The 21409-nt window shown below is 65.6% G+C and carries 21 protein-coding genes; 18 read left to right on the forward strand and 3 right to left on the reverse strand.

What is annotated here, in order from left to right; genetic code table 11:
- Positions 1-69: 69 nt before the first annotated feature.
- From AB4Y40_RS24090 to AB4Y40_RS24110, 5 genes are all read left to right on the forward strand, one after another.
- Positions 70-456, forward strand: coding sequence for a response regulator transcription factor (locus AB4Y40_RS24090; RefSeq protein WP_368689929.1), 387 nt, complete (start codon positions 70-72; stop codon positions 454-456).
- Positions 457-529: 73 nt separating this feature from the next.
- Positions 530-1864: a paraquat-inducible protein A gene (locus AB4Y40_RS24095; RefSeq protein WP_368689930.1), complete on the forward strand. Its 1335-nt coding sequence runs from the start codon at positions 530-532 to the stop codon at positions 1862-1864.
- Positions 1848-3470, forward strand: coding sequence for an intermembrane transport protein PqiB (locus tag AB4Y40_RS24100; protein WP_368689931.1), 1623 nt, complete (start codon positions 1848-1850; stop codon positions 3468-3470). The genes AB4Y40_RS24095 and AB4Y40_RS24100 overlap by 17 nt, the downstream gene beginning before the upstream one ends.
- Positions 3467-4099 carry a membrane integrity-associated transporter subunit PqiC gene (locus AB4Y40_RS24105; protein WP_368689932.1) on the forward strand — a complete coding sequence of 211 codons (633 nt, stop codon included), beginning with the start codon at positions 3467-3469 and terminating at the stop codon, positions 4097-4099. Before AB4Y40_RS24100 ends, AB4Y40_RS24105 begins: the two co-directional genes overlap by 4 nt.
- 19 nt (positions 4100-4118) lie before the next feature.
- Positions 4119-4952, forward strand: a complete 834-nt coding sequence (locus tag AB4Y40_RS24110) for a hypothetical protein (RefSeq protein WP_368689933.1) — start codon at positions 4119-4121, stop codon at positions 4950-4952.
- Positions 4953-4982: 30 nt separating this feature from the next.
- Here the strand turns inward: AB4Y40_RS24110 and AB4Y40_RS24115 are convergent, their stop codons facing one another.
- Entirely contained in the window at positions 4983-5900 is a 918-nt protein-coding gene (locus tag AB4Y40_RS24115; protein ID WP_368689934.1) for a DUF2950 domain-containing protein, read from the reverse strand.
- 11 nt (positions 5901-5911) lie between these two features.
- Complete coding sequence (locus tag AB4Y40_RS24120; RefSeq protein WP_368689935.1) at positions 5912-7444, reverse strand: DUF3300 domain-containing protein; 1533 nt, start codon at positions 7442-7444, stop codon at positions 5912-5914.
- 237 nt (positions 7445-7681) lie between these two features.
- Here AB4Y40_RS24120 and AB4Y40_RS24125 point away from each other — a divergent pair, with 237 nt between their 5' ends.
- The 3 genes from AB4Y40_RS24125 to AB4Y40_RS24135 all read left to right on the forward strand — a co-directional run bounded on the left by AB4Y40_RS24125 (position 7682) and on the right by AB4Y40_RS24135 (position 10456).
- A complete protein-coding gene (locus AB4Y40_RS24125) occupies positions 7682-7906 on the forward strand; it encodes a hypothetical protein (protein ID WP_368689936.1) in 225 nt (74 codons plus the stop codon).
- Between the two features lie 739 nt (positions 7907-8645).
- Positions 8646-9818: a nitrogen regulation protein NR(II) gene (locus tag AB4Y40_RS24130; RefSeq protein ID WP_368689937.1), complete on the forward strand. Its 1173-nt coding sequence runs from the start codon at positions 8646-8648 to the stop codon at positions 9816-9818.
- On the forward strand, positions 9815-10456 hold the full coding sequence (locus AB4Y40_RS24135; protein ID WP_368689938.1) for a response regulator transcription factor: 642 nt from the start codon (positions 9815-9817) through the stop codon (positions 10454-10456). The genes AB4Y40_RS24130 and AB4Y40_RS24135 overlap by 4 nt, the downstream gene beginning before the upstream one ends.
- A 44-nt stretch (positions 10457-10500) precedes the next feature.
- On the opposite strand, the gene AB4Y40_RS24140 is transcribed toward AB4Y40_RS24135, so the two are convergent.
- A complete protein-coding gene (locus tag AB4Y40_RS24140) occupies positions 10501-11502 on the reverse strand; it encodes an AraC family transcriptional regulator (protein ID WP_368689939.1) in 1002 nt (333 codons plus the stop codon).
- Between the two features lie 246 nt (positions 11503-11748).
- Here AB4Y40_RS24140 and AB4Y40_RS24145 point away from each other — a divergent pair, with 246 nt between their 5' ends.
- The 10 genes from AB4Y40_RS24145 (at position 11749) to AB4Y40_RS24190 (ending at position 21217) form a co-directional block, all read left to right on the forward strand.
- Complete coding sequence (locus AB4Y40_RS24145) at positions 11749-12804, forward strand: 3-keto-5-aminohexanoate cleavage protein (RefSeq protein ID WP_324140444.1); 1056 nt, start codon at positions 11749-11751, stop codon at positions 12802-12804.
- A gap of 127 nt (positions 12805-12931) precedes the next feature.
- Positions 12932-14266, forward strand: coding sequence for an MFS transporter (locus tag AB4Y40_RS24150; protein ID WP_368689940.1), 1335 nt, complete (start codon positions 12932-12934; stop codon positions 14264-14266).
- 74 nt (positions 14267-14340) lie between these two features.
- The gene (locus tag AB4Y40_RS24155) at positions 14341-15321 is read left to right on the forward strand and encodes a quinone oxidoreductase (RefSeq protein ID WP_368689941.1); all 981 of its coding nucleotides are present in this window, start codon (positions 14341-14343) and stop codon (positions 15319-15321) included.
- Between the two features lie 10 nt (positions 15322-15331).
- The gene (locus tag AB4Y40_RS24160) at positions 15332-16180 is read left to right on the forward strand and encodes a TauD/TfdA dioxygenase family protein (RefSeq protein WP_368689942.1); all 849 of its coding nucleotides are present in this window, start codon (positions 15332-15334) and stop codon (positions 16178-16180) included.
- A 22-nt stretch (positions 16181-16202) separates the two neighbouring features.
- Positions 16203-16763: an RBBP9/YdeN family alpha/beta hydrolase gene (locus tag AB4Y40_RS24165; RefSeq protein ID WP_368689943.1), complete on the forward strand. Its 561-nt coding sequence runs from the start codon at positions 16203-16205 to the stop codon at positions 16761-16763.
- A complete protein-coding gene (locus AB4Y40_RS24170; RefSeq protein ID WP_368689944.1) occupies positions 16750-17460 on the forward strand; it encodes a DsbA family oxidoreductase in 711 nt (236 codons plus the stop codon). The genes AB4Y40_RS24165 and AB4Y40_RS24170 overlap by 14 nt, the downstream gene beginning before the upstream one ends.
- Positions 17461-17492: 32 nt before the next feature.
- A complete protein-coding gene (locus tag AB4Y40_RS24175) occupies positions 17493-17825 on the forward strand; it encodes a Rieske (2Fe-2S) protein (protein ID WP_368689945.1) in 333 nt (110 codons plus the stop codon).
- Positions 17826-17884: 59 nt separating this feature from the next.
- Positions 17885-19516: a 3-(methylthio)propionyl-CoA ligase gene (locus AB4Y40_RS24180; protein WP_368689946.1), complete on the forward strand. Its 1632-nt coding sequence runs from the start codon at positions 17885-17887 to the stop codon at positions 19514-19516.
- 109 nt (positions 19517-19625) lie between these two features.
- Positions 19626-20816 (forward strand): porin, encoded by a 1191-nt coding sequence (locus tag AB4Y40_RS24185; protein WP_368689947.1) that lies wholly within the window; start codon positions 19626-19628, stop codon positions 20814-20816.
- 32 nt (positions 20817-20848) lie between these two features.
- Entirely contained in the window at positions 20849-21217 is a 369-nt protein-coding gene (locus AB4Y40_RS24190; RefSeq protein WP_368689948.1) for a BON domain-containing protein, read from the forward strand.
- The last annotated feature ends 192 nt before the right edge of the window (positions 21218-21409 follow it).

Here is a 21409-nt window from a genome sequence, read left to right on the forward strand (position 1 = left end):
AGGATGCCGGTCGGCGCGCACGGCGGCGCCGCTCTGGCTGTCCTCATTAGTAACCGAACGCTAAGTCAAATGAACAACGTGACACGATCCGTGGCCGTCGTCGACGACGAGGAGTCGGTCGGGCGGGCGATCCAGCGCCTGTTGAAGTCAGTCGGCATCGACTCCGACGTGTACACCAGCGGCGAGGCCTTTCTCGACGCGCTGGCGGCTGCGGCGCCCGACGCGCCGGCGTGCGTGGTCCTCGATATCCAGATGCCCGGCATCAACGGTATCGAGGTACAGCGCCGGCTGGGCGGCACCGGCATCCAGTGCATCGTGATCACGGCGCACGACGATGCGCGCGTGCGCGAGCAGGCACAGGCGGCCGGCGCGGTTGCGTACCTGCGCAAGCCGTTCGACGACTCCGCGCTCATCGGCGCGGTCCATGCAGTGCTTGGCGTGCCGCCACCGGGCTGACGCCCCCGCATGCCGAATCGGTACAGCGACGATGAATCGACGACGCCACGACCGGATTCCGGGAGGCCCCGCAATGAAGCGCGCCGAGCTTCTTGTCTGCCACGACTGCGATCTCATGCAGCGCGGCGCGCCTTGCCCGCCGGGGGGCACGCTGCGCTGCCTGCGCTGTAACGCCGAACTCGAAAGGAATCTGCCGGAAAGCCTCGGCCGTGCGCTCGCGTTCGCGTTGGGCGCGCTCGTGCTGTTCGTGATTTCCAACCTGTATCCGATCGTCGGGCTCTCGGTGAACGGCAATCTCGTGCGCACGACGCTGTGGCATGCGGTCGAGATTCTCTATCTCGACGGCATGTGGCCCATCGCGGCGCTGGTGTTCGCCACGACGATCTTCATGCCGGGCATGCAGGTCGTGTGTCTGCTCGCCCTCCTCGTGCCGCTCGCGATGAATCGCGCGCCGTGGCAGGCGCCGCTCCTGTTTCGTGCGATGTACATCGCACGGCCCTGGGGCATGACCGAGGTGCTGATACTCGGCCTGCTGGTCGCGCTCGTGAAGCTGTCCCATATCGCCACGGTCGTGACGGGCGTTGCGTTGTGGTCGTTCGGCGCGTTGATGCTGGTGCTCGCGGGCGCGAGCGCGGCGTTCGACGCGCGCCAGTTCTGGTCGCGTGTGGCGCGGGCGACGCAGCCGGCCAGCGCGGTCAGGGTGCCCGACGCGCCCGGCGTGACGACGAACTTCGCGTCTGGCGAGGCGGCCGGAACGCGCGGGGAGCACGCCGCAGGCCCGCTCACGGGCGCCGCGTGCGGCATCGCGCGCTGCCATGCATGCGGGATGCTCGCGCGCATGCCAGCGGCGGCGCATGCGGCGACGTGCCCGCGCTGCGGCAGCGCGCTGCATATGCGCAAGGTCGCGAGCCTCTCGCGCACGTGGGCGCTGCTGGTCGCGGCGATGGTGCTGTACGTACCGGCGAACGTACTGCCCGTCATGGACACGAGTTCGCTGTTCGGCACGCAGAAGGACACGATCATGAGCGGCGTGGTGTATCTGTGGGTGTCGGGGTCGTGGCCGCTTGCGCTGCTCGTGTTCATTGCCAGCATCGCCGTGCCCATGCTGAAGATCCTCGGGCTTTCGTATCTGACGTGGACCACGCAGCGCCGCTGGACATGGCTGCCCGAGCAGCGCACGCGCATCTACCGGCTGATCGAGCTGGTCGGCCGCTGGTCGATGCTCGACATCTACGTGATCACGATGCTCGTCGCGCTGGTGCAGTTCAACGCGCTCGCCACGATCAAGGCGGGCCCCGCGGCGATCGCTTTCGGCGCCGTCGTGATCCTCACGATGTTCGCCGCGAACATGTTCGACCCGCGTCTCATCTGGGACGCGATGGAGCGCGAAAATGGCAGCGCCCGGTAACGACAATTCCTTGCCGGACCTGCCCGAGGCGAAGCCGGTGCGGGGCTCGCGCTGGCGCATGCAGATCGTCTGGCTCGTGCCGATCGTCGCGGTGCTGATTGGCGGCTGGCTCGCCGCCAAGGCGATCATCGAGGAAGGGCCGACCATCACGATCAGCTTCAAGACCGGCGACGGCCTCGAGGCCGGCAAAACGAAGATCAAGTACAAGGACGTCGAGATCGGCGTGGTGAAGGCGGTCACGCTCTCGCCCGATCACAAGCGTGTGATCGCGACGGGCGAGCTCGTGAAAGATGCGGCGAGCATGCTCGTCGACAACACGCGCTTCTGGGTCGTGCGTCCGCGTATTTCCGGCGGCACGGTTTCGGGCCTGGGCACGCTGCTCTCCGGCTCGTTTGTCGGCATGGATGAAGGCAACTCCAGCAAGGCGCGCCACGACTTCGTGGGGCTCGAAGTGCCGCCCGTGATCCCGAGCGATATTCCGGGACGCGAATTCGTGCTGCACAGCGTGAACATGGGCTCGCTCGATGTCGGCTCGCCGGTGTTCTTCCGCCGTCTCCAGGTCGGGCAGATCGCTTCGTATGAAATGGACCCGAATGGCAAGGGCGTGACGCTGCGTGTGTTCGTGAACGCACCCTACGACAGGTTCGTGCGCAGCGATACGCGCTTCTGGCACGCGAGCGGGCTCGACGTCTCGCTCAGCCCGGATGGCGTGCAGATCAACACGCAGTCGGTGGTGTCGATGCTGATTGGCGGTGTGGCGTTCGAAATGCCCGACGACGCCAGCAGCGAATCGCCCGAGGCCGACGCCGAATCGAAGTTCGAGCTTTACGCCACGCACGCCGACTCGATGAAGGTGCATGACCGCATAGTCGACACCTACGTCGTGACGTTCTACGACTCGGTGCGCGGGCTGACCGTTGGCGCGCCCGTCGATTTCCGCGGCGTCGTGATCGGCGAGGTCACACGCATCTACACGCGCTTCGACCCGGTCAAGAAACAGTTCAGCATTCCTGTCGAAATCAACCTGTATCCGGAGCGCTTTACGTCGCGCTTCGAGAACGGCCAGCCGGCCGGGCGCCTCACTGCGCAGCCGCGCCAGCTTGCCGAGTTCCTCGTTGCCAGCGGCTTCCGGTTCCAGCTGCGCTCGGGTAATCCGCTCACGGGACAGCTCTACGTCGCGTTCGACGTTTTCCCGGACGCGCCGAAGGCGAAGATCGACTGGGCGAGAACGCCGCCCGAGATGCCGACGGTGCCGCGCACGTTGCAGTCGCTGCAGGATTCGCTCACGCGGCTGCTCGCGAAGCTCAACAGCATCCCGTTCGAGGCGATCGGCGCAAATGCGCAGCGTACGCTGCAAAGCGCGAACGACGTGATGGCGAAGCTCGGCACCGACGTCGTGCCGCAGGCGCACGACACGCTCTCGGCGGCAAAATCCACGCTCAACTCGGCCACCGACGCCTTGCAGCCCGACTCGCAGCTCCAGCAGAACACGAGCGACGCCATGCGTGAACTGGCCCGCACCGCCGCGTCCGTGCGCATGCTCACGGATTATCTCGAGCGCCATCCCGAGGCCGTGGTGCAAGGCAAACCTGGAGGCAAGCAGTGAACCGCCGCAACCCGACCCTGCCTGCCGTTCTCGTCGCTGCGATAGCGTGCCTCGCCGGCTGTTCTTCGCAGTCGCCCACGTTCTATGCGCTGCGCGCCGACGAATCGGGCGCCGCAACGGCCAGCACGTCGCCCGCCGTGCCGACGAGCGCCGCTGCACTCGATGTCATCGTCGGTCCCGTGACCGTGCCCGACATGGTGGACCGGCCGCAAATCGTCACGCGCAATCCGGACAACACGATCCAGATGAACGAGTTCGCGCGCTGGGCCACGCCGCTCAAACTGGACGTCGGGCGCGTCGTTGCCGCGGACCTTGCGCAGCGGCTCGGTACGGCGCACGTCTCGACGTTCGATGGTGCGGCCACCCCGCCGGTCTGGCGCGTTCGCGTCGATATCACGCGCATCGACAGCGTACTGGGAGATTCCGTGACGATCGATGCGCAATGGGTCGTGCGCCCGCCGGGTCACCAGGCGCTGACGCTCGGGCACACGGTGGCGCACGAGCAGGTGACGGGCCAGGACTACGGCGCGCTCGTCGACGCGCACGATCGCGCGCTCGCCACCATCAGCGCCGACATTGCGGCCGCGATTCGCGCGGACCATGCAACCGTTGGCAGCGCGACGGAGTGAGCGCGCCACGCGGGATCTCATGAAGACGTTGCATTGTGCGTGGCTCGCACTGACCGCGGCGCTGGCGCTGGCCGGCCACGATGCGTCGGGCAGCGTGCCGCGCAACGAGGACACGCCAGCGGGACTCTTCGCGGTGCTCGATTACGTGGTCGCGCCCGCCGAGCCGACGTCCGCGCAGAGCGCGGTGGCGTTGCGCGAGGCCGGCGTGGAGCAGGAGACAATCAAGGCGCGCATCGTCGAAGCCTGGTTCTACCGGCTGCGTGCGGACCCGGCCGTAGCGGTGGCGTTGCCCGGCGGCGTGGCGGGCCTCGAGGCGCGGCTGCGCGACGACGCGGCGCGCGAGCGCCTGATCCGCGGCGGCATTGCGCGCCTGACGCCGCAGGACCGGCTCGCGTACTTCACGCTGCTCGCGAAATACATGGGCCGCGCGGCGCGCGGCAATTGCCAGGGCATGGCGAGCGTGCAGGACATTGCTCAGGGCATTTCGATCGGCAGCATGAGCGATGCCGACACGGCCGAATATTTCTCGTTGCTTTATCGCGTGGTGGTCCGTTCCGTGCTCGCCGCGCCGGTCACGCTGCCCGCGCCCGTGGCGTACGAGCGGGCGCTGCGGCATCTGGACGACGCGGTCAACGCCGCGCTTGCTGGCGATCCGCAATCCGTGGCGCGTCTCGAGCGCGTCACGAACGGCGGGCCGGGCGCCACGATGGCCGATATCTGCTGGGCGAGCGCGGTGCTCATGCGCTCGACGGCTGCGATGAGCGCACCCGACCGCGATGCGCTACTGCTCTACATGCTCGGCGAAGACGCACCGGCGCGAACGCCTGCCCCCGAACCCGCCCACGCGCCCTGACACGCAGTGGCGCTGTGGCGGTGTTGCGTGTCACGGCGAAGCCTTCGACCAGCCCAGACCCGGATCGAACGACGTCATCGCTTCGGCCTTCGCCGCGCCATCCGGGCCGAGATCGCGCTCGTAGACCTGGCCGTCGTGGCTCACCATGAATGTCTTGATACCCGTGTCGCCGTACCGCACCGGCCACGCAACGACGCCGAAGCCGCCGAACAGCTTGTTGTCGACCATGTAGTTATACGCGCCGCCGGGCGCGTGCGGACCCTGCGAGGTCAGCAGCTTGTAGTGGTAGCCGTAGTAACCGGCGTTTTCGGCGTTGCGCGCGCCGGCCTTGAGGAATGCGACGCCTAGCGGGCTCGGTGTGGCGTCGGGGCCGGTCGGCCAGTACAGCCCGTCCTGCTTGCCCGGCGAACTCGCGAGCTTGCTGGCGTAGACCAGCATGTTGCTGCCGTCGTGATAGGTTTGCGCATATTCGCGCTGCGCGTCGTAGACCGCGAGCATCGTCTGCATCACGGCAAGTTCGTTGCGGCCAATGCGGCGCACGCGCATTTCCTCGACTCCAGCGTGGGTGTCGAAGTGCCAGCCCTGGGCGGTTTTGACGAGCGGGACCGGAAAGGTCCAGCCGTCGTCGCCAACGGCGATCATCGCGTGATTTGCATCGGTATCCTGAATGGCGTGCGAGGTTTGCCATTCACTCAGGAATTTGTCGCGGATCTCCGCACCGACCGGCGGGATGAGCTGGCGGAAATCGGCGCCGAAGAGCGTGCGCAGTTCCGCTTCGTCGTTGCCGGCCACGGCGTCGCCGAACGCGGCCATCGCTGCGTCGGGCGTAGCGAAGGTGTTTTGTCCGGCGGCCGCGCAAGGCCGCGGCGCGTACGCGAGGAGTGCAATGGCAATCGCCGCTGCGACTGCAGCCGATGCAGCCGGACGGAGAAACTCATGTCTGTTCATGGCCGCTCTCCCTAGCGTCTGCCGCCGCCACGACCGCCGCCACCGCCGCGCATCCCGCCGCCGCCGCTCGGACGATTGAACCCCGAAGACTGCACGCTGGAGCGGCCGCGACTCGCGTCGCGCTGGGTGGCGCCGCCGCCGCCCACACCCTGGAAGGCGCCATCGCGGCCGCCTCCGCCGCCGTAGCTCCCGCCACCGCCGCCGCCAAACCCGCCGCCCGCCCCGGTGCTCACGCGATTGCTCCCGCCGGCATTGTTAGCCATGCCGCCGCGATTGCCTCCGGCACCGTTATTACCGATGTTCCCGCGATTGCCGCCCGCTCCATTGTCGGCGATGTTCCCGCGATTGCCGCCGGCGCCGTTATCGCCGAGATTCCCGCGGTTACCTCCGGCGCCGTTATTGCCAGGATTCCCGCGATTGCCACCCGCTCCGTTGTCGGCGAAGTTCGCGCGGTTGCCCACACTCGCGTTATTGCCCGCGCCCCCGCGATTGCCGGGATTGCCCTGATTCCCGCGGTCGCCATTGCCCAGGCCCTTGCCGCCTGCACCGCCGCCCGTGCGGTTGCCGCGGTCGGCCACGCTGGCGCCGTTCTGGCCGTTCTGGCCGTTGCGGCCGCGATAGTCGCGGCGGCCGTCGGCGCCCGCCACGTTGTTGCCGAATTTCTCGCGCGTGGCATTGTCACGGTAGGCAACGCCCTGGCGGTGGCTCGAATCGTGCTGCCACTTGCCTCCCTGGACCTTCGTGCTGTCGAAGTTGCGATTGACGTTGCGCGCCTTGTCCACGTTGATGTTGACGTCGCCGCCGCCCCAGTTGCAGTTGCCGAAGATCGCGCCCGCGGCCGCGAGCCCGACGCCCCACGCGAAGCCGGTCATCAGCGCGCCGCCGGGATAGTAGGCGGGATAGGGCGGCCAGGCGTACGGCGGGTAGGCCGGGTAGCTCCACGCGCCGTACACGACCGTGGGGTTGTACGCGGGCACGTAGATCACCTCGGGGTTGGCGGGCTCGATCTTCACGATGGTCTGGCTGGTCTGGCCGCCTTGCGCGGGCGGCTGTTCGACCACGACCTTCTGCTGCTCGTTGCTCTTCAGGTTGCCCGAGTCCTGCGCGCGTGCACGCAGGCGCTGTACCGCGGCGAGCACATCCTTTTCCTGGGCGAGGAAGGCGTCACCGAGCTTCTGGGTCCAGTCGAGCTTGTCGTTCATGGGCTCGAGCGCCTGCGGGAACGCAACGAGCGATTTCACGCTCGTGTCCCACGGCTGGTCCTGCACGGCTTTCACGGCTTCGTCGCCCTTCAGCTTCGGGTGTTCCTTGACCCAGCGCGCCGCGTGCACGATCTCGAGCGGGTAGGTCGATGCCATCAGGACTTGCGCGAGCACCGAATCGGGATAGAGCGCAATGGGCGCGACCAGCGCCTCGAGCTCCTCGGGTTTGTAGGGGGCGGGCTGCGGCGCGTCTTGCGCGCGCACCGCCTGAGCGCCTGCCACGAGCAACGCGAGCACGAGCAGGCAGAGCGTGTACGTGCGTTGTTTGATCCATGAGGTCATGGCCGATCCTTCCATTCGTTTGCTCAACCGGACTGCGGGACGGATAGCGACAACGTGAAGGGGCGAGCGCGTGCGCGCATTCTTGTTCGAGCGTGGCGAGGCGGAGGGCCCCACGGGTATAGTCCGGTAAGCCACTCTGTGCTGGCAATCGGACCAGAGTCCTATTGACACCGCAATGGCGGCGCAATGATGCTATTCACTCGTCGAGGCTGGCAGCGCCGCTACCCGGAGATCCAAATGAAGATGCGTTTTGCGCTGTGTGCGATGGCGCTACTGCTGTGTGCGCCCGCCTTCATGTCTGAAGTATTTGCGCAAGCGGGAACGATGGGTACGAAGCAGATGCGGGACGTGCAGCGCAAAGCGGAGCACAAGGCCCGTTCGAACCAGTCCCAGCAGCACGGGCAGCAAAATTCGACGCAGCATCATGCGGCGAGTGCAGGCGCCCCGGCTTCGGCGCCTTGATCGACAACGGCACCCAACGATCCGTCACGCGTTCGAGCTGTGACGGATCCTGCACGGCCATTTAGCGCATTCATTTCCAGATCGAAATAATGGCTGCGGCTATTTCATAAAAAACAGCATAGATAATTCAGGATACAAACCGCATGATCACTATCCATATTGAATGGAAGTGATTGCGCGAGCCATTTACAGAAATCAAATAAAACGTTCGCAAATATTTCCGGCTAATAGTCAGTGTATATAGGCCGGTGAAAGCGCATTCAAGCATGGGGCGCTTGAAAGGCGTTGTATGCGGGAAAAGTTATCGAAAACAATTGCGCACGGAACGAATCATCGGGAATTTCTTTCATATAATTAACGCGCGGTGAAAGCGTAGTGACGCGGTTCCGCAATCATGATCTCATCCGTTCTTTTCTTCAATGACTGACTCATTTTCCGCACCTGCCGGAGCGTTCTTCGAAAATCAAAAGTAGGCGGTAGTCAGTATTGGGGCGCAGCCTGCCCCGCGAATGGCCGGAATTCTGGTGCTCGTCAAATCCGCCCCGCCTGGGCGCTGAAGCGTTTGAAACGTTTCGCAGGCTGCCGCAGCAGGGCAGCGTAGCCGGAGGACACCGTGATCAGGGCAGACATGGGGAACGAAAAACTAAAACTGAACAGATCGAGAGCCGAGCACGCAGCGGCCAGCCTGCTGGCGTGGCTCGACAGGATCAAGCCACGCACGCTTCCGAACGGGAAGGCTTTGGCCGCTCGCAACACCGGCCACACAACGGCGCAGGCCACGCAGGCCATTGCGCAAAGCCTGCATAGCGTTCTCGAAGTCGTGCCCGCGGCGGCGCTCGTGATCGACGAAGCGGGCAGCGTCGCATGGGCCAATGGCATGGCCACCCGCGTGCTCGGCTACGCCCTGGGCGAGTTGACCGGCATGCGCATCGAAAACGTGCTCGTGGCCTGGCGTAGAGACGCGCGCCCCGTATCGTTCGGCGCACTGAAGTCCGCGGACGGGCTGCCGCATAGCGTGACGCGCGTGGCCATCGCGCGCTCGAAGAACGGCGCCGATATCGACGTGCATGTGAGCGCTTCGGCGTCGCTCGCGGCCGGTCCCACGGCGCGCATGGTGGTCGTCATCGAACCGGAAAGTCACGACACGACGCTCGCGGAGTCCAGCAGCGAGCCACGCCGGCTGCGTCGGGAACGGGCGTCCGAAGTGGGCGACATGGCCGCCGCGCTGGCGCACGAAGTCGACCAGCCGCTCACGGCCATTCTCAGCAACGCGCAGGCCGCGCAACGGTTTCTCGCCCAGAGCCCGCCGGCCATGAGCGACCTGCGGGAACTGCTTGGCGAAGTCGTATCCGACAGCACGCGTGCGCACGCGATCATCCGCAAGATGCGCCAGTCCGCGCGCTGCGAGCCGCCCGAGCTGTGCCCGGTCGATGTGGGCAGCCTCGTGCGCGACGTGGTGCGCCTGCTGCGCCGCGAGACGGAGACCTGTGGCGCGGCAGTGGGCGCGCGCATCGACGACGGCCTGCCGCAAGTGCATGGCGATGCGGTTCAACTGCAGCAGGTGCTCGTCAATTTGCTGCTGAATGCACTCGATGCAGTGCACGACTGCCGCGCCGAAGATCGCCGGGTAGGCATCGTCGTCACGACGAGCGAGGATCGCGGCAAGGTGCGCCTCGCCATCCGCGATCATGGGCCGGGTGTCGACGCCGACCGGCTCGTCACGCTGTTCAAGCCGTTCATGACGTCCAAGCCGCAAGGGCTGGGTCTGGGCCTCTCGATCAGCCGCACCATCGTGATGGCGCACGGCGGCCAGCTCTGGGCCGAGCGCAACGTCGATAGCGGCCTGACGTTCCATATCGAACTTCCCGCGGAGGGCGCGTGCGTGCAGACGACTACGCGTTTTTCACCATGAATTCGCCAGCTTCCATCGTGTTCGTCGTGGACGACGACGAGCACGTTCGCAACGCACTCTGCCGCTTGCTGCGATCCGGCGGCTACACGGTGGAGGCCTACGGCAGCGCCAGCGCCTTCCTGCACGGCGCGGATCTGGCGAGCGCGCCTGCCTGCCTGCTGCTCGATCTCCAGTTGCCCGACTTGAGCGGCATTGAATTGCAGCAGCAGCTCGAGGGCAGGGTGCCGATCGTCTTCGTTTCGGGCCACGGCGACATGAATACGGCGGTGCGGGCGATGAAGGCGGGCGCTTCGGATTTCCTGACGAAGCCGATCGACGCGCAGGTGCTGTTCGAAGCCACGTCGCGCGCGCTCGAACTCGCCTGCCATCTGTTCGAACAACGCGAGCAGCGCGCGGAGATCCAGCGCCGGGTGGAAAAGCTCACGCCACGCGAGCGCGAGGTCATGGCGCTCGTGGTGACGGGCCGGCCGAACAAGCTCGTGGCCGACGAGCTGGGCGCGGCGGAAAAAACGATCAAGATTCACCGGGCGCGCGTCATGGAGAAGATGAAGGCGAACTCGCTTGCCGATCTGGTGCGGCTCATGACCACGTTCGATGCCGACGCGACTGAGCTGCACCCGCTTCCGCATACGGGCTGAGGGGCCAGGGGACCAGCGCGCAGGGCACGCGCGCCGTCGTCCCGTCACTTCAAATGGCTATTGCGCCAGTCGCGCGGCGTCATGCCGAAGCGCGCGCTGAACCAGTTCGTGAACGAGCCCTGCTGGGCGTAGCCGAGCAGGTCGGACACACGTCCAATGGGATAGCGCGGGTTGCTCATGTAGCGCACGGCAAGTTCGCCACGCACTTCCTCCACGAGCCGCGTGAAGCTCGTATCGGCGACCCCGAGCTGGCGCTGCATGGTGCGCACGCTCAGCCGCAGATGCGCGGCCACGCCTTCGACGCTGGCCTGCTCGAGCGGCAGCAGCAGGTAGATCGCCTTGCGCACTTCGAGCGCCGTGGAATCGACGCCCGTCGCGTTGAGCGATTCGGCGAGGCTCTCCGCGTAGCGCACCAGTTCCGGGTCGGCGGCGGGGTTCGGGTAGTCGAGGTCGGCGGCCGTGCAGACGATGCCGTTGAAGTCGCTGCCGAATTCCAGCGGACAGCCGAAAAAACGCCGGTGAAACGTGAGGCTGGGCGGCGACCGGTGAACGAAGTGCACCGCGCGCGGTTTCCAGTGCTCGCCCAGCAGCGCGCTGGAGTGGCGCGCGAGCACGCCCACGGCGAGTTCGATGGCCTGGTAGGTCGGCGTGCCCGGATCGACGACCAGTTCCTCGCGGATCGTGACGGTTGCGCCCGCGTCTTCGACGTACACCGCGAGCGCTTCGTTGAGCAGGTGCCGGTATTCGGCCGTGGCGAGCAGCACCTCGCGCAGCGTGCGCTTGTGCGCGAGCAGAATGTTGACCACGCCGGTGCCGAACTTGTGGCGCGTCTCGGCCATTTGCAGCGCGAAGGTCGGGCACGCGGCCTTTTCCGCCGAACGCTCGAGCAACCGGCACGCGGCGGCGGCGGGAATGCGGTGGTCGGGGGTTGCGAGCGCCGCGGCGTCCACGCCCGCCTCGTGGGCAAGCTCGACCGGGTTCAGCCCCACGCGCTTTGCCACGTCGAAATAGCCGCTCAGCGAGACCGAGCTCAGCGTCGTTTCCATTGTCGTGTCTCCTCCTTGCTGCAGCCTCGTCGCGCTTCTTCAGCCCGTCAAACATGGGCTTGCGCTTATCTCGGTGTTAACGCCTGGTGGCGCGAAAAGCTAAAACGATGGCGTGCGATCAGAAAAGTGTAGCGCAGGATTGCCGTATCGTGCATCTCAACGGTTCAGCCACGTTCCGAGCGGTATTTCAGGCTCCTGGCCACGTTGCCAAACGTTGAAATCCCGTCACCCATATTGGAGAACACGATGCAATTCCTCGACGATTCGCTGCACCCCGAGAACCAGGACAAGGTTGTGATTACCACCGCGCCGTATGGCCCGGAATGGATGCCCGAAGACTTCCCGGAAGACATTCCGGTGACGATGGAAGAACAGATCCAGAAGGCCGTGGACTGCTACAACGCGGGCGCAACGGTGCTGCACCTGCACGTGCGCGAACTCGACGGCAAGGGCTCCAAGCGCCTGTCGAAGTTCAACGAGCTGATCGCAGGCGTGCGCGCCGCGGTGCCGGACATGATCATCCAGGTGGGCGGCTCGATCTCGTTCGCGCCGGAAGACGATGGCCAGGCCGCCAAGTGGCTTTCGGACGACACGCGCCACATGCTGGCCGATCTCGAACCGAAGCCGGACCAGGTGACCGTGGCGATCAACACCACGCAGATGAACATCATGGAGCTGCTCTATCCGGAATACCTGGAGGGCACGTCGCTGGCGCATCCGGCGCTCATGGCCGCGTACAGCGAAATGACGGTGCCGGCCGGCCCGGCATGGGTGGAGGAGCATCTGCGCCGCCTGCAGGCTTCGGGCATCCAGCCGCACTTCCAGCTCACGGGCATCCACGCGCTCGAAACGCTCGACCGCCTCGTGCGCAAGGGCGCGTACAAGGGTCCGCTGAACCTCACGTGGATCGGCATCGGCGGCGGCTTCGACGGCCCGAACCCGTTCAACTTCTTCAACTTCGTGCACCGTGCGCCCGATGGCTGCACCGTCACCGCCGAGTCGCTGCTCAAGAATGTGCTGCCGTTCAACATGATGGCGATGTCCATGGGCCTGCACCCGCGCTGCGGCATTGAAGATACGATCATCGACCAGCACGGCAAGCGCTTCACGTCGGTGCAGCAGATCGAGCAGTGCGTGCGCGTGGCGCGCGAACTGGGCCGCGAAATCGCCACGGGCAAGGAAGCGCGCGAGATCTACCGCATTGGCGTGCAGTACGAGACGGTCGACGAAACGCTCGCGGCCAACGGCATGGCGCCGAACCGCGTGGCCGGCGTGAAGAACCTGCCGCTGCGCGCGGCGTAATCGAAGTGAGGCCCGGCGCCGCGGGCGCGGGCCTCGAAACGGATGTCTGGCGCTTGCCTTGCGGCCGCCGGCCGACCTGAGAGAACAACGGAACCCGACGAAGAGCGGGCTAGCACGGAGACAACCCATGCTTACAACGCATGCCGAGCCCACTGCGGGCGAATTGACGACGACCGGAACGAGCGTGCCCGCTTATGCGTGGGTGGTGTTCGCCTTGACGGTCGGGCTGCTGCTTTCGGATTACATGTCGCGGCAGGTCCTGAATGCCGTGTTCCCGCTGCTCAAGACCACATGGAATCTTTCTGACACGCAGCTCGGCTCGCTGAGCAGCGTGGTCGCGCTGATGGTGGGCGTGCTGACGTTTCCGCTGTCGGTGCTCGCCGACCGCTGGGGCCGCGTGAAGAGCATCGTCCTGATGGCGGCGCTGTGGAGCATCGCCACGCTTGGCTGCGCGCTCTCGACGAACTACGGCGAAATGCTGCTTGCACGCGCGTTCGTCGGCATCGGCGAAGCGGCTTATGGCAGCGTGGGGATTGCCGTTGTGTTGAGTATTTTCCCGGTGCGTCTGCGCTCCACGATTACGGGCGCGTTCATGGCGGGCGGCGCGTTCGGCTCGGTGCTGGGCATGGCGCTGGGCGGTGCGGTGGCGGCGCAGCTTGGCTGGCGCGCGGCGTTTGGCGCGATGGCGGTCATGGGGATCGTGCTGGTCGTGATCTATCGCATCGTCGTCACGGAAAAGCGCATTGCCCCGCTGCAGCCGGCAAGCGTGAGCCGCGAGGCGAATGGCCTCGGCATGCGCATGAGCCTGCGCGCGCTGCTCAAGGGCCTGTTTTCCACGCGCTCCGTGGTGTGCGCGTATGTGGGCAGCGGCGTGCATCTGCTCGTGCCGGCGGCCGTGTGGAGCTGGCTGCCGAGCTTTTTGAACCGCTACTACGGCATGGCGACCGGCAAAGCGGCCGCGACCGCCGCGCTGTTCGTGCTGGTGACGGGCATTGGCATGGTGGTGTGCGGCAACCTCGCGGACCGCTTCAGCAAGGATAACGGCGCGCGCAAATGGAGCATCGCCATCGCGTACTGCCTGATCTGCTTCGCGCTGCTCGCGGTCGGCTTGCGCATGCCGGCGGGTCCGGCGCAGCTGGTTCTGATCGGCGCGGCCATGTTCTTCTGCGCAGGCGCAGCGGGCCCCTCGGGCGCGATGGTGGCGAACCTCACGCCGCCCTCGATCCACGCCTCGGCGTTCGCCACGCTCACGCTGGCGAACAACCTGCTCGGCCTCGCGCCCGCCGCGGTGCTCACGGGCATGGCCGCCGACCATATCGGCCTGCTTGGCGCGCTGCAACTCGTACCGTTTGCGCCGCTCGTGGCGGCAGTGGTTTTCCTGATCGGCAAGCGCAATTACGCCGTCGATCTGGATCGTGTGAACGCACTGCGCGAAGAAGCCGGTGGTCACGCACAACGATGAAATTGAACAGGCAGTTTGAGTCCGCTTGACCGGGTTCGAGTCAATGCGTTTGAGTAAAGGATAGGAGATTGAACATGGCGAAAGCAGTGCGCTTCCACGAAACCGGCGGCCCCGAAGTCTTGCGCTACGAGAGCGTCGAAGTGGGCGATCCCGGCCCCGGACAGGTCCGCCTGCGCCATGAGGCAGTCGGCCTGAATTTCGCGGATACCTACTTCCGCTCCGGCCTGTACCCCGTGCCGCTGCCTGCCGGCATGGGCGTGGAAGCCGCGGGAGTGGTCGAGGCCGTGGGCCCCGAAGTGAGCAACGTGGCGGTGGGCGACCGCGTGACCTACACCGGCTTCATCAACACGCTCGGCGCGTACAGCACCGAACGCCTGATTCCGGCGGCCCCGCTCATCAAGCTGCCCGACGCGATCGCGTGCGAAACGGCGGCCGGCATGACCATGCGAGGCCTCACCTCGTCGTACCTCATGCGCCGCATCCACGACTTCAAGGCCGGCGACACGATCCTGTTGCACGCGGCGGCAGGCGGTGTCGGTCTGATCGTCTCGCAGTGGGCGAAGCTGCTGGGCCTCACGGTGATCGGCACGGTGTCGAACGAGGCGAAGGGCGAAGTGGCGCGCGCGCATGGCTGCGATCACATCGTGTACTACGGTCGCGAAGATGTCGCGAAGCGCGTGCGCGAACTGACCGACGGCGTGGGCGTGAATGTGGTGTTCGACAGCGTGGGCAAGGACACCTTCGAGGCGTCGCTCGACTCGCTCAAGCGCCGCGGCCTGATGGTTTGCGTCGGCACGGCTTCGGGTCCGATTCCGCCGTTCAATCCGCAGATCCTCGCGATGAAGGGCTCGCTCTATCTCACGCGCCCGGCGCTGGCGGACTACATCGCCGATCCCGCGGAGAAGAACGAGCTGGCCGGCGAGCTGTTCGGGCACGTTGCGGCGGGCCGCATCAAGATCGAACTGAACCAGCGTTACGCGCTGGAAGACGCGGTGCAGGCGCATCGCGACCTCGAAGCACGCAAGACGACGGGGTCGTCGGTCTTCGTCATCTGAGGAGCGCAGCATGAAAGTCGAACAACTGACCTATGCCATCGGTGCGGAACTGACCAGCGTGAATCTCGCCGATGCCGTTCACGACGACGGGCTCTTTGCCGAGATTCGCGCGGCGCTGCTCAAGCACCGCGTCCTGTTCCTGCGCGACCAGAACATCACGCGCACCGAACACGTGGCGTTCGCGCGCCGCTTCGGCGAGCTGGAGGATCATCCGGTGGCGGGCAGCGACCCTGACCATCCGGGCCTCGTGCGCATCTACAAGAACCCGGAGCAGCCCAACGACCGCTACGAAAACGCGTGGCACGCGGACGCTACCTGGCGCGAGGCGCCGCAGTTCGGCGCGGTGCTGCGCTGCGTGGAGTGCCCGCCCGTGGGCGGCGACACGATGTGGGCGAACATGGTGCTCGCCTACGAGAAGCTGCCGGAACACGTCAAGGCGCAGATTGCCGGCCTGTATGCGCGCCACAGCATCGAGGCGAGCTTCGGCGCGGCCATGCCGATCGAGAAGCGCCATGCCTTGAAGGCGCAGTTTCCCGATGCGGAACACCCGGTGGTGCGCACGCATCCGGAGACCGGCGAGAAAGTGCTGTTCGTGAGCGCATTCACGACGCACTTCACGAACTATCACACGCCCGAACGCGTGCGCTTCGGGCAGGACGCCAATCCGGGCGCGGGCGACCTGCTGCGCTATCTCGTGAGCCAGGCCTATATTCCGGAGTACCAGGTACGCTGGCGCTGGAAGCCGAACAGCATCGCGATCTGGGACAACCGCAGCACCCAGCACTATGCGGTGATGGACTACCCGCCGTGCCACCGCAAGATGGAACGCGCCGGCATCGTCGGCGACAAGCCGTATTGAAGCGCGCAGGAGACCATTACAAATGACGCTGAAGACCACACCGACCATCCTGATGGTCCCGGGGTTGCGCGACCACGTGGCGGAGCACTGGCAAACGCTGCTGCAGCAAAAGCTGCCCAACGCCGCTTCGGTGCCGCCGCTCGAGCACGACAAGCTCAGCTGCGCGGCGCGCGTAGCCGCGCTCGACGCGGCGCTCGCGAAGATCGACGGTCCCGTCATTCTCGTCGCGCACAGCGCGGGCGTGATGATCACCGTGCATTGGGCGCAGCAGCACAGCCGCAAGATTCACGGCGCGCTGCTCGCCGCGCCGGCCGACCTCGAAACGCCGCTGCCGCCGGGCTACCCGGCATTCGATGCGCTCGCCGAGAACGGCTGGAACCCGATTCCGCGCACGCCGCTGCCGTTCCCGAGCATCGTGGGCGCGAGCCGCAACGATCCGCTCGCGCGCTTCGAGCGCGTCGAGGCCATGGCGAAAGACTGGGGCAGCAGCCTCGTCGACCTGGGCGAAGTCGGCCACCTGAATCCCGCAGCGGGTTTCGGCGAATGGCCGATGGCGGAGATGTTGATTCATGAACTTGTCTGATCAAAAGTGGGCGACGCAGGCGAGTCGCGACGCGGGCGAGCAGCCCGTGCTGACGATCGAAGCCTTCTTCGACTTCATCTGCCCGTGGTGCCTGATCGGCAAGCGCAATCTGGACGAAGCGCTCGCGCGTTTCGCGAATTCGCGGCCCGATGTGCGCGTGCGTGTGCAGTGGCGCTCGCATCAACTGCTGCCGTGGACGCCGCTCGACGGCCTGCCGTATCAGGCGTTCTATCGCGACCGTCTGGGCAGCGCCGAAGCGGTGGCGGCACGGCGTGCGCAGGTGCAGCGCGCGGGACGCGACGCGGGTGTCGAGTTCGCATTCGAGCGCATCGAGCTGATGCCGAACACCGCGGCCGCGCACGACCTCGTCACGTTTGCCGTTAGCCGCGGCACGCGCGAACAGAGTGCGGCACTGATCGACCGCGTGCTCAAGGCCTATTTCATGGAAGGCCAGAACATCGGCGATTACGCGGTGCTCGAGCGTCTCGGTATCGAATGCGGCCTCGAGCGCGAGAGCCTGGCGGCGCACATCGCCGCGTCGAAACGCCTCGCGGACCCGACCGGTCAGCGCGTGCCTTATGCCGAACCGCAGGTGAACGGCGTGCCGTATTTCGTGTTCAACACGGGTTATTCGCTCTCGGGCGTGTATTCGCCGGTGGCGATGGCTGGCGCGATGGCGCTGGCGGTCGCGCACTGAGGCGAGCTGAAGGAAATCGAGGGGAAACAGGAATGACACGTGAAGTACCGGTCGGCATGGCCGACGAACTTGCGCCGGGCGAGCGCAAGCTGGTTTTCGTCGATGGCCGCAGCATCGTCCTGTTCAATATCGAAGGACAGCTGCACGCGGTCGACAATTCGTGCCCTCACAACGGCGCCTCGCTCGCGAGCGGCCCGCTCGAAGGATGCGTGGTGCGCTGCCCGGCGCATGGACTGCGCTTCGACGTGCGCAGCGGCTGTATGCCGGGCGCGGGCGGGCTGAAGCTCACGACATTTCCTGTGCGGACCGCGGAAGGAAAGCTGCTGGTGAGCGTGATGGAAACGCCGGCTTCGAGCCAGGCATAGCCGCGCGGCATCGCACTCAAGAACCGCATACGTACCAAAGTCACTTAGGATAGCAAACCATGCAAGGTCTGATGATGGAGCAACCGCTCCTGGTTGCTTCGCTGCTCAAGCACGCAGAACGCCATCACGGCGCTCGGCAAATCGTCTCGCGTCGTGTGGAAGGCGATATTCACCGCTACTGTTATCAGGATCTCGCGCAGCGTGCGCGCCGCATGGCGAATGCGCTCTCGAGCCTCGTCATTGCGCCGGGCGAGCGCGTGGCGACGCTGGCATGGAATGGCTACCGTCACATGGAGCTGTACTTCGCGGTATCGGGTTCGGGCGCCGTGCTCCATACGCTGAATCCGCGCCTGCATGCCGATCAGCTCGTGTACATCATCGAGCACGCGCAGGACCGCGTGATCTTCTTCGATCTCACGTTCCTGCCGCTCATCGAAAGCGTCGCGTCACGCGTGACGACGCCGAAGTTCTTCATTGCCATGACCGATCGCGCGCATATGCCGCGCAACCATGGCCTTGGATCGAGACTCCTCTGCTATGAGGACCTGATCGACAATCACAAGGACGTTTTCGAATGGCCGCTGCTCGATGAAAACAGCGCCTCGTCGCTCTGCTATACGTCGGGCACGACCGGCAACCCGAAAGGCGTGCTCTATAGCCACCGCTCGACGCTGCTGCACACCTTTGCGGCGGCGCTGCCCGACGCGCTGAACTGCTCGGCGCGCGACACGATCCTGCCGGTGGTGCCGATGTTCCATGTGAATGCGTGGGGCCTGCCGTACATCGCCTGCATGACCGGCGCGAAGCTCGTGTTTCCGGGCCCGGCGCTCGATGGCAAGTCGCTGTATCAACTGATCGAGGAAGAGCAGGTCACGGTGTCGGCTGGCGTACCGACGGTCTGGCAAGGGCTGCTTTCGCACGTCGAGTCGGTAGCAGGTTCGTTTTCCTCCATGCGCCGGACGATCATCGGCGGCGCGCCGTGCCCGACCGCAATGACCCAGGCGTTCCAGAAGCGCCATCACGTCGACGTCCTGCATGCATGGGGTATGACCGAGCTGAGCCCGGTCGGCACGGTTTGCAGCTTCAAGGCGCATCAGACCGAACTGGCCGAAGACGAGCGCTATGCGCTGCAGGCGAAGCAGGGGCGCTCGGTGTTCGGCATCGACATGAAGATCGTCGACGCTGCGGGCGAGGAGCTGCCCTGGGACGGCAATGCCGCCGGCGACCTGCAGGTGCGCGGCCACTGGGTCGCGAGCGAATACTTCGGCGGCGACTACGCGTCGCCGCTGCAGGACGGCTGGTTCCCGACCGGCGACGTGGCGAAGATCGATGCCGACGGTTTCATGCAGATCGTCGATCGCAGCAAGGACGTCATCAAGTCGGGCGGCGAGTGGATCAGCTCCGCCGACATCGAGAACGTCGCGAGCCTGCATCCCGAAGTCGCGACGGCGGTGTGCATTGCGGCGCGCCACCCGAAGTGGGACGAGCGGCCGCTCTTGCTGATCGTGAAGAAGCCGGGCAGCGCGCTCGAAGCCGACGACCTGCTCACGTTCTTCGACGGCCGCGTGGCGAAATGGTGGAAGCCCGACGCCGTGCTGTTCATCGATTGCGTTCCGATCGGCGCGACGGGCAAGGTGCTCAAGAACCAGTTGCGCGATCAATATGGCGGCCACTACTTGCAAGCTGGTTAAGGTCCCAGGTCACAGCGTTTCATTCAGGCAATACCCTTCAGGCTATACCCATCAGGCAACAACAAAAGACGCCGGGTCCACCTGGCGGCCACACACACGGAGAGAGGCAATGAAATTGAAGTTCGGCAGCGTGGCAGCGCTGATCCTGTTCGCCAGCGCGGCGCATGCGCAATCGTCGGTCACGCTTTATGGCGTCGTGGACTCCGGTCTGCTTTACCAGAGCACGTCGGCGCAGCATGCCTTCGCGCCCAAGACAGTGGGCGGCAAACTATTCAATGGCAACGCGGGCTCTATCTTTGCGCTCAAGGACGGCGGCATCTACTCGAGCATCTTCGGCATGAAGGGCAGGGAAGACCTGGGCGGCGGATACGCGGCCAACTTCAAGCTCCAGGGATCGTTCAACAGCTCCAACGGGCAGACGGGATTGAACAGCTCGGCAACGGCGAGCGCGATTTTCAACCAGGTCACCACCATCGGCCTTTCGGGTCCGTTCGGCAAGATCGACTTCGGCCGCCAGTTTGCGCCGATGGCCTACGCCATGGCCGAAACGGACGTGCGTAATGCGCAGTACTTCGGCAGCACGCTGACTGCCTGGCTGACCATGAACACGATGTCGGGCTGGGCGGGGAACAACACGAATGCCCAGATTGGCGCGCTTTACGACGACAATGCGATTGTCTATAACTCGCCGTCGTTTTACGGTCTTTCGACTGCACTCGAATACGCGCCCGGCGGCGTGGCAGGGCAGCCCCAGGGCGGCACGCGCGAGTCGGCCATCCTCAAGTACTCGGGCTTTGGCCTGAACGCCGATGCCGTCTACTACAACGGTCACGATGCGAACCCGTACGGGTACTCGAACCCGCCGACTGCGACGCCGGCAACCGGCCAGAACAACAACCGCTTCATCTATTTCGGCGCGAAATACACGTGGCACGGGCTCTCGGTCTCGGGCTCGTTCGCCAACGGCCGCAATCCGGCCAACACGAACGGGGTGCCGAAGTCACTGGTTGTCTCCGGTGATTTTGACATGTGGACGGGCGGTCTTGGCTATCGCTTCTCGCCGGCGCTCAACGTCACTTCGGGCGTTTACTACCTGAAGGACAACCGGAACAACTCGAACCAGTCGACTGCCTACGTACTCGGCGCCGAGTACAACATCTCGGGACGCACGCTGGTTTATGCCCAGGGCGGCTATGTGTCCAACCGCGGCCAGATGAACCAGGAGCTCATTTACGGCACGCCTGTCGCCCCGGGTCGCAACACCACGGCTGTCAACGTCGGCCTGCGCCATACCTTTTAAGCCGCGAGCAGAAGCCACCATTGGAGTATGGAATGAACACATTTAACAAGACCCTCAGCCTTGCACTCGTCACGCTGCTCGCCGCGGCGTCCCTGAACGCTTCGGCCCAAACCGAGGCCAGCGCGCCCAGCGCTACGGCCTCGGCGGCGGCCAGCACCGAGGCACCCGCGACGCCGAGCAACACCAAGCTGCGGCGCGCGGTGTACCGCGCGCTCGCGAAGCACAAGGAAATTCAAGGCGGCAGTATCGGCGTCAGTGCCAAAAATGGGGCGATTACGCTCAATGGCACGGTCACGGATGCGGCGCAGGTCGACAGAGCCGCCGAGATCGCCAGGGGCGTTCCTGGCGTGACTTCGGTGACGAACAAGCTGACGGTTCAGAAACCTTTAGGCGGCATGTGAGCCGCCACCAGAGGCGCGGAGTGCGGTGAGGCCGGGAGTCCCCCCGGTCGCGCCGGGCTTCGCCCAGCAGCACGGAGGTTGAATCCAGTCAGCCTCCTGCTGTTACTCCGGATTGCCAGTAACAGTCCGGAGCGTCGATCAGACTCGTGTGCAGGCGCGAGTCTGGAGGCGTGAGTTCGACGTTAGAGTCGG

This window comes from Paraburkholderia sp. EG287B (assembly GCF_040965595.1).
Taxonomy (GTDB): Bacteria; Pseudomonadota; Gammaproteobacteria; order Burkholderiales; family Burkholderiaceae; genus Paraburkholderia.